Source organism: Uliginosibacterium sangjuense (assembly GCF_059132465.1).
The window spans coordinates 2589091-2601350 of record NZ_CP101132.1 but is presented as its reverse complement, the minus strand read 5'-3'; the positions used below and the strand labels follow the sequence as shown (position 1 = coordinate 2601350).

The 12260-nt window shown below is 67.0% G+C and carries 11 protein-coding genes; 5 read left to right on the top strand and 6 right to left on the bottom strand.

Going from position 1 to position 12260, the window contains the following annotated elements; genetic code table 11:
- The first annotated feature begins 170 nt into the window (after positions 1-170).
- From surE to rpoS, 4 genes are read left to right on the top strand one after another with little or no spacing between them, the layout of a single operon-like run.
- Entirely contained in the window at positions 171-911 is a 741-nt protein-coding gene (gene surE, locus NMB43_RS12120; protein WP_494348419.1) for a 5'/3'-nucleotidase SurE, read from the top strand.
- A 10-nt stretch (positions 912-921) separates the two neighbouring features.
- Positions 922-1587, top strand: coding sequence for a protein-L-isoaspartate(D-aspartate) O-methyltransferase (locus NMB43_RS12115; protein ID WP_494348418.1), 666 nt, complete (start codon positions 922-924; stop codon positions 1585-1587).
- A 28-nt stretch (positions 1588-1615) separates the two neighbouring features.
- Positions 1616-2635, top strand: coding sequence for a peptidoglycan DD-metalloendopeptidase family protein (locus tag NMB43_RS12110; protein WP_494348417.1), 1020 nt, complete (start codon positions 1616-1618; stop codon positions 2633-2635).
- 18 nt (positions 2636-2653) lie between these two features.
- A complete protein-coding gene (rpoS, locus tag NMB43_RS12105; RefSeq protein ID WP_494348416.1) occupies positions 2654-3595 on the top strand; it encodes an RNA polymerase sigma factor RpoS in 942 nt (313 codons plus the stop codon).
- A 49-nt stretch (positions 3596-3644) separates the two neighbouring features.
- Here rpoS and mltB read toward each other — a convergent pair whose 3' ends face one another.
- From mltB to NMB43_RS12075, 6 genes are all read right to left on the bottom strand, one after another.
- Entirely contained in the window at positions 3645-4631 is a 987-nt protein-coding gene (gene mltB / locus NMB43_RS12100) for a lytic murein transglycosylase B (protein ID WP_494348415.1), read from the bottom strand.
- Positions 4632-4681: 50 nt separating this feature from the next.
- On the bottom strand, positions 4682-6649 hold the full coding sequence (locus NMB43_RS12095) for a transglutaminase TgpA family protein (protein WP_494348414.1): 1968 nt from the start codon (positions 6647-6649) through the stop codon (positions 4682-4684).
- The gene (locus NMB43_RS12090) at positions 6646-7623 is read right to left on the bottom strand and encodes a DUF58 domain-containing protein (protein WP_494348413.1); all 978 of its coding nucleotides are present in this window, start codon (positions 7621-7623) and stop codon (positions 6646-6648) included. Before NMB43_RS12090 ends, NMB43_RS12095 begins: the two co-directional genes overlap by 4 nt.
- A gap of 6 nt (positions 7624-7629) precedes the next feature.
- The gene (locus NMB43_RS12085; protein ID WP_494348412.1) at positions 7630-8583 is read right to left on the bottom strand and encodes an AAA family ATPase; all 954 of its coding nucleotides are present in this window, start codon (positions 8581-8583) and stop codon (positions 7630-7632) included.
- Between the two features lie 159 nt (positions 8584-8742).
- Positions 8743-9522 (bottom strand): anti-sigma factor family protein, encoded by a 780-nt coding sequence (locus NMB43_RS12080; protein WP_494348411.1) that lies wholly within the window; start codon positions 9520-9522, stop codon positions 8743-8745.
- Positions 9519-10016 (bottom strand): sigma-70 family RNA polymerase sigma factor, encoded by a 498-nt coding sequence (locus tag NMB43_RS12075; RefSeq protein ID WP_494348410.1) that lies wholly within the window; start codon positions 10014-10016, stop codon positions 9519-9521. Before NMB43_RS12075 ends, NMB43_RS12080 begins: the two co-directional genes overlap by 4 nt.
- A gap of 219 nt (positions 10017-10235) precedes the next feature.
- Between NMB43_RS12075 and acs the strand changes: the two genes are divergently transcribed.
- On the top strand, positions 10236-12218 hold the full coding sequence (gene acs / locus NMB43_RS12070) for an acetate--CoA ligase (RefSeq protein WP_494348409.1): 1983 nt from the start codon (positions 10236-10238) through the stop codon (positions 12216-12218).
- Positions 12219-12260: the final 42 nt, after the last annotated feature.

Here is a 12260-nt window from a genome sequence, read left to right as displayed (position 1 = left end):
GGTCCCGGCCATCATGCCGGGTATCGGGTCGTCCTCAAGACAGTACCGGATGGACAAACTATAATCGCTCGCCAGCCCGCTCCGGCCGCATCGCCTGCCCTTCGACGTGACGGATGCCGCGCGCTCCGGCGGGTGCGCGGGATGCCGGGGCTTCACTCAGCGAGGTCAGCATGCGAATCCTGCTCAGCAACGACGATGGTTATTACGCACCCGGCATTCAGGTCCTGGCCGGCGAGGTGTCCCGCATTGCCGACGTGACCGTGGTTGCGCCGGAAGCTGACCGCAGTGGGGCCAGCAATTCGCTGACACTGGACCGGCCCTTGCAACTGCGCTGCGCGCCCAGCGGCTACTACTACGTGAATGGCACCCCCTCCGATTGCGTGCACCTGGCGGTGACCGGCATGCTGGACGTGCAACCCGACATGGTGGTCTCCGGCATCAACCACGGCGCCAACATGGGGGACGACACGATCTACTCCGGCACCGTGGCGGCAGCCACCGAGGGCTATCTGCTGGGTGTGCCGGCGATCGCGATCTCGCTGGTCGGCAAGGACGGCATCCACTTCGCCACTGCGGCGCGTGTTGCCTGCGAGCTGGTCGAGCGCTTCCGCCGAGAGCCCTTCGGCGAGCCGGTGCTGCTCAACGTCAACGTGCCGGACGTGCCCTACGAGGCCCTGCGCGGCATCAAGACCACGCGCCTGGGCAAGCGTCATCGTGCCGAGCCGGTGATCCGCGACACCAACCCGCGCGGCCAGACCATCTACTGGGTCGGTGCGGCGGGCGAAGCTGCCGACGCCGGAGAAGGCACCGATTTCCACGCGGTGGCCAATGGTTACGTGTCGGTGACGCCGCTGCAGGTTGACCTGACCCATGCCGCCCAGATCGCCTCGATCGCCAACTGGATCAAATAAAAAGCTGCACATGAATGATCGACTGCAGGGCTCGGGCCTGACCTCGACGCGCGCTCGCGCGCGCATGATCGAACGGTTGCGGGCCGAAGGCATCCGCGACGAGAAGGTGCTGGCCGCCATGAACCAGGTGCCACGCCACGTGTTCGTGGAGGAGGCCCTGTCCAGCCGCGCCTACGAGGACACGGCGCTGCCCCTGGGCTTCCAGCAGACCATCTCGCAACCCTTCGTGGTGGCGCGCATGAGCGAGCTGCTGGGGGCCGGCGGCCGCGCGCTGGGCAAGACCCTGGAGGTGGGCACCGGCTGTGGCTACCAGGCCGCGGTGCTGTCCTACCTCGCCACCGAGGTGTACTCGCTGGAGCGCATCGGCAAGCTGCTGGAGAAGGCGCGCTCGAACCTTCGCCCGCTGCGCTTGCCCAATGTGAGGCTGAAACATGCCGACGGCAGTCTCGGGCTGCCGGAGTTCGCCCCCTTCGATTCCATCATCCTGGCCGCCGCGGCGCCCTCGGGTGTGCCGCGCGCGCTGCTGGAGCAGTTGGCGCCAGGCGGCCGTCTGGTGATCCCGCAAGGCACGCAGGAGCAGTACATCGTGCTGGTGGAACGCACGCCTGCCGGGGGCTTCAAGGAAACACGACTGGATGCGGTACGATTCGTGCCGCTTTTGCCCGGAACGGAATGATCGTCGAATGAAGGAATGCCTCACCCGGATGTCCCCCCGTGCTGCGCTGGCAGCCCTGTCGCTGGCCCTGCTGGCGGCGTGTGCAAGTACCGAACAGGCCGCGCCCGTTGAATCCCGCACGCCCGGCGCACCCGCCAGGGCCGCAGCCGAGGAGGCTGTGACACCGCAGGCTCCCAGCCTGCCACGCCCCGGCTATCACATCGTCAAGCGCGGCGAGACGCTCTACAGCATCTCGCTGGAGAACGGGCAGGACTATCGCGAGGTCGCGCGCTGGAATGGCATCGACAACCCCAGCCTGATCCAGGTCGGGCAGGAACTGCGCATCACCCCGCCGGAAACGGGCAACAGCGTGACGCCGGTGCAGGCGCCTTCGGTCAGCGTCGTATCCAGCTCGCCGGCCGCCGCACCCGCCGCACCTGGCTCCACCTCCGCCGTGACTTCACCCGCTGGTGGCGATGCGCCGGGTGCGCTCAAGACCGAGCCGCGGGGCGGACGTGTCGCCTATTCGCCGCAGGCCCTGGCCGATCTGCAGAAGGGCGTGGTGCCGGCCGCCAGTGTCGCGCAGTCGGCCGTGCCGAAGCCCACGCCCCCCGCTGCCTCGTCACCGCCTGCAAGCGCATCGGCTCCTGTTGCGGCGCCAGCGGCTTCCGCACCGGCCACCGAGGCCAAGAGCGGGGATGACGCCATCGACTGGTTGTGGCCTACCAATGGCAAGGTGATCGCCACGTTCAACGATGCCAGCAACAAGGGTGTCGATCTGGCTGGCAATGTCGGCGACCCGGTCCTGGCGACTGCGGCGGGCAAGGTGATCTATGTGGGCAGTGACTTGCGCGGTTACGGAAACCTCGTCATCATCAAGCACAACAATTCCTACCTGAGTGCTTATGCGCACAACAGCGAGGTGTTGGTGAAAGAGGGCCTGCAGGTCGCACGCGGACAGAAGATCGCTGCGGTCGGCCAGAGCGACGCGGACCGTCCCAAGCTGCACTTCGAGATTCGCCGGCAGGGTAAGCCTGTCGATCCATTGAAGTACCTACCGAAACGCTAGACACGATAGGGCGCTGACATGTTCGAACCGGCATTCCTCGACGACGCAGATGACAAGGAAACGGAAGACATTCCGCCCGAGCTTGAAGCGTTTGCCGAGCCTGCGCCGGTTGTCCCGCAGGACAACGAATTCCTCAACGATGTCACCCAGCTCTACCTGAACGAGATCGGCCTCAATCCGCTGCTGACGGCGGAAGAAGAGGCGGCGCTGGCGCGCAAGGTACGCCTGGGCGATTTCCAGGCTCGCCAGACCATGATCGAGCGCAACCTGCGCCTGGTCGTGAATATCGCCAAGCACTACCTCAACCGCGGCATTCCGTTGCTCGACCTGGTCGAGGAGGGCAACCTGGGGCTGATGCACGCGCTGGAGAAGTTCGATCCGGAGCGCGGCTTCCGTTTCTCGACCTACGCCACCTGGTGGATCCGCCAGAACATCGAGCGCGCGATCATGAACCAGTCGCGCACGATCCGCCTGCCGGTGCATGTGGTGAAGGAGCTGAACCAGGTGCTGCGTGCGCAACGCCAGCTTGAGGCCTCAACCGGCGCCACCACCACGGTGGAGGCGGTGGCCGAGAAGCTGCAGCGGCCGGTGGAGGACGTGCGGGCGATCCTCGCGCTGAATGAACACACGGCTTCGCTGGACGCACCGCTGGACATCGACCCGAACCTGTCGATCGGTGAATCGTTGGCCGATGAGCAGGCGATCGCCCCCGATGTCTCCATCCATACCGACGAGGTGGAGTCGCTGTTACGCGAGTGGATCGGCCAGCTCAACGAGAAGCAACGCCTGGTCATCCAGTATCGCTACGGGCTGGACGATGTCGAGGTGCTGACGCTGGAAGATCTCGCCGCCCAGTTGGGCCTCACACGTGAGCGGGTGCGCCAGATCCAGCTCGAAGCGCTGGCGCAGTTGCGCCGCATCGTCAAACGTCGTGGCGTGTCGCGCGACGTTCTGCTGTAAATCCCCCGCTGGAAATCCCCAACTCATTCCGCACTGCGGATCGGCGCGTTCAGCGCTTGCCCGGGTTCCTTGTCGTCTGCGTAGCCTGCTGCAGGCTGTTGCGGCGCGCAGCGCGCACCGCTTCCGCCAGGTCGTAGACCGCCATGGCGTAGAAGCTGGAGCGGTTGTAGCGCGTGATGACGTAGAAGTTCTGCAGGCCCAGCCAGTACTCGCTGGGCTGGCCCGGGGTGACGAATTCGATCAGGCAGGCGGTCTCCCCCTCGGCGAGCGAGCCCTTGGCCGGGCTGACACCGCGTGCCGCGAGTTCGTCCGCATTGAAGGCGGGGCGCAGGTCCGTGGTGCTGGCGGCTGCTACGTCGGCGTCGTCCGTCAGGCGCGCGCGCAGGGCGACGCGGCCATCCTTCTGCCAGCCGTAGTCGGCGAGATAGCGCGCCACGCTGCCGATCGCGTCGGCCGGGCTGGCGGTCAGCTCGATCACGCCGTTGTCATCGAAATCCACGGCATGGCGCAGCACGCTGCTGGGCAGGAATTGCGGCAGGCCCAGGGCGCCGGCGAAGGAGCCCTTGTAGTTGATCGGGTGACGGCCTTGCTGGCGTGCCAGGAGGAACAGGGATTCCAGCTCGCCGCGGAACAGCGGGGCGCGCGGCGGATAGTCGAAGGCCAGCGTGGTCAGTGCGCTGAGCGTGTTGAAACTGCCTGTATTGCGCCCATAGATGGTTTCCACGCCGATGATGCCCACGATGATGTGGGCCGGCACGCCGTAACGCGCCTCGGCCGCGTCCAGCGTGGCCGCGTGTTCGTTCCAGAACTGCAGGCCGGCGCGGATGCGCGTGGGTTCGATGAAGCGCGTGCGGTAGCGTTGCCAGGAGCGCACTCCCGGATTCTCCGGCGGCTTGATCAGGTCGATGACGCGCGGCGTCTCCTGCGCCATCGCCATGGCCTGTTCGATCTCCTGCGGCGTGAAGCCATGGCGTTCGACCATCTCCTGCATGAACAGGCGGACGTCTTCGCGTTCGATGTAGGGCGTGGCAGACATCGCGCCAGCACTGTGGAGTGCGAGACAGAGGAGGACGGGACGGAGCAGGTTCATTGCAGTCGGAGTTGGCGGATGCGCAGGGCCAGCATTCTGACATCTTCAGCCGTCGCCGCATGCGGACCGAAGCGCAGCCCGGCGTAGTCCTCGGCCAGCGCAAGCAGGGCATTGGCCTCGGGACCGAACTGCGGCGCGATGCGGGTGACGTAGGCAAGCGGTCCTTCCCAGTCGTGGCGGGGGCCGCCGCGTCGGGCCAGGCGACGCTGCAACGCATGCCAGACGCGATCCAGTGCGTCGCGGCGCGGTGCGCGAGCGCGATACTGCCAGGCCGCCCAGGCCAGCCACAGGCTCACGCCAGCGGCCAGTAGGCCGCCCAGCTTCTGCCAGTCGGGGTCGGGCATGCCCAGCTTGCGCAGCAATTCCATCTGGCGGCTGGCGTTGTAGCCCAGCACCCACTGGTTCCAGGCGTTGCCCAGGGCTTCCCAGCGGAAACGCAACTGCTGCAGCCAGGGGATGTCGCGACGCAGTCCGAGGGGGAGCGTGTCAGTCTGCGACAAGGCCTGGGTGAGGCCGCTGTCGATGCGCTGCGGGTAGGACGCGGCGGTGGGGTCGATGCGCCGCCAGCCTTCGCCTTCCAGCCATACTTCGGCCCAGGCGTGAGCGTCGGACTGGCGGATCACCAGGGTGTTGTCGAAGGGGTTGATCTCGCCCCCTTGATAGCCGGTCACGACCCGCGCCGGCAGGCCGGCGGCGCGCGCCATGATCACGAAGGCCGACGCGAAGTGCTCGCAGAAGCCCATGCGGGTGTCGAACAGGAATTCATCGGCCGTGTGCTCGCCCAGGGTGGGTGGGTAGAGCGTGTATTGCAGGCCGGCGCCGCGCATGAAGGCGAGGATGGTATCGACACGCCGCGCCGGATCGGTTTCGCGTGCGGCGATCTGCTGGCCTTGCGCGACGCTGCGCGGGTTGGACTTGGGTGGCAGGCGACGCGAGGATTCGAGCAGCCAGCGTGGTTCGCTCAGGCCTACTCGCGCGTCGGGCCAGGCGCTCATCTCCAGGCGCACGCGCGTGCGTAGCGGGTTGCGCGCCATTGCGGTGTAGTCGCGTGTGAAGCGCTCCGCTGAGCCGGGCGAGGGGTAGTCCAGCGCCAGCAGCCAGCGCTGGTTGTGCGGTTCCAGCGTGCTGGCGTAGCGGATCTGCTGCTGTCCGCGTTCGATGCTCAGTGTCGGCTGGGGCAGACCGGACAGCGCCGTCCACCGCCGACCGTCGAACTCTGTGAGCACCGGGCCACGCCAGTAGCGCAGGCGGTTCGGCGGGGGCGGGCCGTCGAGGAATTCCACGCGCATGGCGATCTCGCTGGACATCGCCAGGGCATTGATCGCCCCCGGTTCCATGCTGTCGGACAGCCCCGAGCGGCCGCTGAACGCGTCCATGGGCAGCCCCCACAGCGGGCCGTCGATGCGCGGGAACAGCAGGAACAGGATCAGCATCAGCGGGATGGCCTGCAGCAGCAGGCGCCCGGCCAGGCGCCCTGCTGGCTGCAGCGTCAGGTGAGGCGATTGCACACGCGCGGTGGCGGCGAGCAGCAGCCCGGTGTTGAGCAATACGCAGGCGGCCAGCCAGCTTTCCTGGCTCAGGGCAAACAGGCCGACCTGCAGGAACAGGCCAAGCATCAGTGCGACGCGGGCGTCACGCGTGTTGCGCGACTCCAGCAGCTTGAGCGGCATTAGCATGCTCAGCAGCGAGAGGCCGGGCTCCTTGCCCAGCACCTGCTTGTGGGCCAGCAGGACCAGCGCGAGGGTCGCCAGCGCCACGCCCAGCAGCAGCCATCGCGAGGGACGCTGCAGTTTGCGCCAGCCGTTGATGCCAGCCCATGCGCACAGCGCCGCCGACAGCAGGCTGATCAGGACGGGCTGAAAAGCGGCAAGCGGCGCCAGGATGACGCAGGCGACGACGGCCAGTTCCGTCAGCAAACGGTCGGGCAGGGCGGGGGAAGGCATTCCCGCGGCGTGGCGGGTCATGATCCCGCCCTCAGGCCGTAAAGCGCCAAGCGACTCAGGCAGGCGTCGAAGTGCGCGGGCTCCGCCGAGGGACCGAGCTGGCCGGTAGACAGACGCAACTGCATCGGTCGACCCGCCTGGCGCGCAGTCAGTACCCACTGGGTGAGCTGTGACAGGCGTGCCTCCAGCGGCATATCGGGGGGCAAGGCGTCCCAGTCCAGGCACAGATCCTGGCTTTCACCACCCAGGTAGTGCTTGACCAGAGGGGTTGCGCTGCGCGCCAGGGTCTTCCACGCGATGCGGCTGGGCGGGTCGCTGGGTTGATGGCTGCGCAGTCCGGCGAAGTCCTCGTCACCGGGCACCGTGGCGACCGCCACTTCGGGCGCAGCGGCGTGGCCTAGTGGCAGTGGCAGATCGCCGTCCGGGGTGGGCAGTACGAGCTGCTGCACATCTGGCTCGATGTAGCTCCAGGCGCGGATCCAGCCCAGCGGGTAGCGGCACTCGACCACGATGCGGCCCGGTCGGTGCAGGCCACGGCGGGGCACCGGCCAGGCCAGGTTGAAGGGAGTTTCTGCTTGGGCCGGAATATCCGCCTGACTCAGCAATGCATGCCCGTCGAGCAGTAGCGTGATGCCGTGGCGGGGCTGGGTGCTGCGATTGCCCAGTTGGGCCTGCAACGCTGCGGCGCCGCCGGCGAAGGCTTCACCAGTGGCGCGGAAATGCAGGCTGAGCCCGACCAGGCTGCGCCAACTCGCCAGGATGTGCGCGATCCACACCGCACCGAGCAGGAAAGTCAGGCCGTAGCCCAGTGACAAGGTGTAGTTGATCGAGCCGATCAGCATGAGCAGCAAGGTGGCCAGCATGGCCAGGCCGGCCGATGTGGGCAGCACGTAGACGCGCCGCTGTACCAGCGTGATCGGCTGGGCCTCGGGCGCGCGATTGCGCAACATCCAGCGGATGAGGCGTTCGCGCAGGGCGGGGGAGAGCAGCCGCATGCCGGCTCAGGGCAGGGTGACGGCCTCGATGAGCCGGCGCGACAACTCGTCGCCGGACTGCCGGATGCCATGCGCCTGCAGGCGATGGCCAGCCACCGGCGGCAGCACGGCCTGGATGTCTTCCGGCCGCACGTGGTCACGTCCGGCGCACAGCGCCCAGGCGCGCGCGGCAGCGAGCAGGCCGATGCCGCAACGCGGCGACAGGCCGTGGGCAATCTCCGGCAGGCTGCGGCTGGCGGCGAGCAGGCCTTGCACGTAGTCGAGGATGCGCTCATGCACATGCACGGCGGCCGCCTGAGCCTGCAGCGCCTGCAGGCCATCGGGGCCGGTCACCGCCTGCAAGGTCGCGAGCATTTCCCGACGGTCACGGCCGGCCAGCAGTTCGCGTTCGGCCTGCGCATCCGGCAGGCCCAGGCTGATGCGCATCAGGAAGCGGTCGAGCTGCGATTCCGGTAGCGGGAAGGTGCCGATCTGATGGGCCGGGTTCTGGGTGGCGATCACGAAGAAGGGCGCGGGCAGCGGATAGGTCTGGCCATCCACCGTGACCTGGCGCTCCTCCATGGCTTCCAGCAGCGCGCTTTGCGATTTCGGCGTGGTGCGGTTGATCTCGTCGGCCAGGACCACTTGCGTAAACAGTGGCCCTGGGTGGAAGCGGAATACTTGCTGGCTGGTGTCGAAGATCGAGACGCCGATCAGGTCGGCCGGCAACAGATCGCTGGTGAACTGGATGCGGGCGAAGCGCAGGCCCAGGGTGATCGCCAGCGAGTGCGCCAGGGTGGTCTTGCCGACGCCGGGCTGGTCTTCGATCAACAGGTGGCCGCGCGCGATCAGGCAGGTCAGGGCGAGTTTGAGCGCGTGCTCCTTGCCCAGCACGATCTGCCCGAGCTGGTCGAGGATCGCCGGAACGGCGGGCATGGTGGAGCGGGCAGGGGGCGGGGCGAGCTGGGCGGTCTGGGTCATGAGGCGATGCAGCGTGAAGGGGCGTTGTTATGGTTGATAGGCCCGAGACCACCGCTGCGGTGAAGCGTTCCCGCAGAGGTCGCAAACGGGCCTGGACAGAGCCTTAACGGCAGGCGCAGCCCAGGACTGAGGGCGCGCCGACCCGCGGTCGACGGGTGCTCAGGGGTTAAGTTGCTTATAGACGGTCTGGGCGATCTGCAGCAGACGGTTGCGCTCGATTTCACCCGACAGGGCGTAGCCCAGCTCGTGGTCCAGCCAGTAGAACACGCCCAGGCGGCCGCTCTGCGAGAACTGGAAGGCCGTCTCACGCACCTCGCCGGTCTGGCCGCTGACGTAAAGTGTGAGGCGCAGACCATTGGCATCCTGGTACATGAACTGGGCCACCGGCCCGGCCTCGCCGGGCAGCAGGCGGCCGCCCACGAGATTGAAGCCGAGCAGGCCCAGTTGCGGGATGCGCAGGCGCTTGCCCAGGCGCTTGGACAGCCAGTTGACGAGGTGGGTCTCCTGTTCGGCACCGACCTCGACCGGATGACGGATCTCCGGGGCGTAGGTGGCGTGCGCGATGGCTGCTTCGCGCGGCAGGCTGGGTTCCGCACGTGGCGCGATTTCCTGTTGCTGTTGCAGGGCGGCGACGCCGAAGCCCAACAAGCCGCCCAGCAGCAACCAGCCGATGGACGCCGCGTAGCGCAGCGGTGAGGCGCGCGAGGCACGTCGCGCTGCACGCAGCAGGTGCTCGGGTACCGGGGCGCGCGCGATGTCGTCGTAGTGCTGGCGCAGGGCGTCGATGTGGCCGCGCCATTCGCGCACGCGCTGAGCGTCTTCCGGCGAGTCCTGCAGCATCTGCTGCACGGTCGCACGATCCTCGACGTCGAGGCGGTCGTCGGCGTAGCGCAGCAGCGCCTGGTCGCGGGCGGAGAGCTTGTCGGTCGGGCCGCTCATTTCACCACCTTCAGATGCAGGCCCTCGGGCGCCGCCAGCACCGCGCGCAGGCGTTCGCGCGCGCGGAACAGGCGCGACATGACGGTACCGACCGGCACACCGATCACCCGCGCCGTGTCCTCGTAGCTCAGCTCCTCCAGCCCCACCAGCAACAACACTTCGCGGTGTTCCGGGCTCAGCCGGGACAAGGCACGTTCCAGCTCGCGCAGGGCGATGCCGTCTTCCTGCGTGGCGCGCGTGGGTGCGTCAGGGAAGGTTTCGTCGTCGCGGTATTCGATGCGTGCGCCATGCCGGATCTGGTTGACGAAGATGTTGTGCATCAGCGTGAACAGCCAGGCGCGCAGGTTGCCGGGTTGCCACAGCATCCATTTGCTGAGCGCGCGTTCGATGGTGTCCTGCACCAGGTCGTCGGCGCGATAGCTGTCGCCGGTCAGCGCGCGGGCGTAGCGGCGCAGACGCGGAATCTCGGCAACGATGTCTTGCTGGTTGGGCATGTCTGTCATTGTGCATGCCCCGCGTGCCGCGGTCGACAAGGGTTGCCACGTATCGCCGCCGGCTGGTGCGAAGAGATCGTACAGGCAGTGAGCGTAAGTGCGATGTAAGCTGTACTTCATCTAATCGCCACATCCTCCCGGGCGCGGTATGGCCTTGTCCGGGAACGAACACATACGACACGGCGAATATTCCGGCCCCTACCAGAGGAGAAGAATGCAATGAGCACCATCGATTCCGTGATGCAGGAAACCCGGGTCTTCCACCCCGCCGAGGAGACCGTGGCGCGCGCGGCGATTTCGGGCATGGCGGCCTACGAGGCGCTGTGCAAGGAAGCCGAGGCGGACTACGCCGGCTACTGGGCCCGCCTGGCGCGCGAGCACCTTAGCTGGAAGCAGCCCTTCACCCAGGCGCTGGACGAGAGCAATGCGCCGTTCTACAAGTGGTTCGCCGACGGCAAGCTCAATGTTTCGTACAACTGCCTGGATCGCAACCTGGAGAACGGCAACGGCGACAAGGTGGCCATCATCTTCGAGGCCGACGATGGTTCGGTGAAGCGCGTGACCTATCGCGAGTTGCATGCGCTGGTGTGCAAGTTCGCCAACGGCTTGAAGTCGCGCGGCATCAAGAAGGGCGACCGGGTGGTGATCTACCTGCCGATGTCGGTCGAGGGCGTGGCGGCGATGCAGGCCTGTGCGCGCATCGGCGCGACGCACTCGGTGGTGTTCGGCGGCTTTTCGGCCAAGAGCCTGCAGGAGCGTATCTCGGACGCGGGCGCCATCGCGGTCATTACGGCAGATGAGCAATGCCGCGGCGGCAAGGCACTGGGCCTCAAGAACGTGGTCGATGAAGCCCTCGAAATGGGCGGCTGTGAAACCATCCACAGCGTGATCGTGTATCGCCGTACCGGCGCGAACATTGCAATGGCGGCGGGGCGCGACATCTTCCTCGATGAGCTGATGGCCAAGCAGCCGGCTGAATGCGAGCCAGAATGGGTGGAGGCAGAGCATCCGCTGTTCCTCCTCTACACCTCGGGCTCCACCGGCAAACCCAAGGGCGTGCAGCACTCCACGGCGGGCTATCTGCTGCATGCGGTGCTGACGATGAAGTGGACCTTCGACGTCAAGCCGCAGGACGTCTACTGGTGCACGGCCGATATCGGCTGGGTCACCGGGCATACCTATATTGCATACGGGCCGCTGGCCTGCGGGGCGACCGAGATCGTGTTCGAGGGGGTGCCGACCTACCCGGACGCCGGCCGCTTCTGGAAGATGATCCAGGACCACAAGGTCAGCATCTTCTATACCGCGCCGACCGCCATCCGTTCGCTGATCAAGGCCTCGGAAGGCACGCCCAGCACCCATCCGCGCAACTACAAGCTGGACAGCTTGCGCATCCTCGGTTCGGTGGGAGAGCCGATCAATCCCGAAGCGTGGATGTGGTACTACGAGCATGTCGGCGGCGCGCGCTGCCCCATCCTCGACACCTTCTGGCAGACCGAGACCGGCGGCCACATGATCACCCCGCTGCCGGGCGTGACGCCGCTGGTGCCGGGTTCCTGCACGCTGCCCTTCCCGGGCATCGCCGCCGCGATCGTGGATGAGACGGGGCATGACGTGGAGTGGGGCAAGGGCGGTTTCCTGGTCGTCAAAAAGCCCTGGCCTTCGATGATCCGTACGATCTATGGCGACCCGGAGCGCTTCAAGAAGAGCTACTACCCCGATGACCTGGGCGGCCGTCTGTACCTCGCTGGCGATGGCGCGGTGCGCGACGCGAAGACGGGCTACTTCACCATCATGGGCCGTATCGACGATGTGTTGAACGTGTCCGGTCACCGCATGGGCACGATGGAGATCGAGTCCGCCCTGGTCGCCAACCCGATGGTGGCCGAGGCCGCCGTGGTGGGCCGCCCCGATGATCTGACCGGCGAGGCCATCGTGGCCTTCGTGGTGCTCAAGCAGGCACGGCCCACGGGCGATGCGGCCAAGGTGGCGGTCAAGCAGTTGCAGGATTGGGTGGCCAAGGAGATCGGCCCGATCGCCAAGCCCAAGGACATCCGCTTCGGTGACAACCTGCCCAAGACGCGCTCCGGCAAGATCATGCGCCGCCTGCTGCGCGCGCTGGCCAAGGGCGAGGCGATCACGCAGGACGTGTCCACGCTGGAGAACCCGGCCATCCTGGAGCAACTGAAACTCACGAGCTGAGTCCGGCCGGCCGGTTCTTTCCGGCGGCTACCGGTTTTGCAT

Coding starts and splice junctions, on each gene's coding strand:
- surE (WP_494348419.1), top strand. CDS start 171: ATGCGAATCCTGCTCAGCAACGACGATGGTTATTACGCACCCGGCATT.
- NMB43_RS12115 (WP_494348418.1), top strand. CDS start 922: ATGAATGATCGACTGCAGGGCTCGGGCCTGACCTCGACGCGCGCTCGC.
- NMB43_RS12110 (WP_494348417.1), top strand. CDS start 1,616: ATGTCCCCCCGTGCTGCGCTGGCAGCCCTGTCGCTGGCCCTGCTGGCG.
- rpoS (WP_494348416.1), top strand. CDS start 2,654: ATGTTCGAACCGGCATTCCTCGACGACGCAGATGACAAGGAAACGGAA.
- mltB (WP_494348415.1), bottom strand. CDS start 4,631: ATGTCTGCCACGCCCTACATCGAACGCGAAGACGTCCGCCTGTTCATG.
- NMB43_RS12095 (WP_494348414.1), bottom strand. CDS start 6,649: ATGACCCGCCACGCCGCGGGAATGCCTTCCCCCGCCCTGCCCGACCGT.
- NMB43_RS12090 (WP_494348413.1), bottom strand. CDS start 7,623: ATGCGGCTGCTCTCCCCCGCCCTGCGCGAACGCCTCATCCGCTGGATG.
- NMB43_RS12085 (WP_494348412.1), bottom strand. CDS start 8,583: ATGACCCAGACCGCCCAGCTCGCCCCGCCCCCTGCCCGCTCCACCATG.
- NMB43_RS12080 (WP_494348411.1), bottom strand. CDS start 9,522: ATGAGCGGCCCGACCGACAAGCTCTCCGCCCGCGACCAGGCGCTGCTG.
- NMB43_RS12075 (WP_494348410.1), bottom strand. CDS start 10,016: ATGCCCAACCAGCAAGACATCGTTGCCGAGATTCCGCGTCTGCGCCGC.
- acs (WP_494348409.1), top strand. CDS start 10,236: ATGAGCACCATCGATTCCGTGATGCAGGAAACCCGGGTCTTCCACCCC.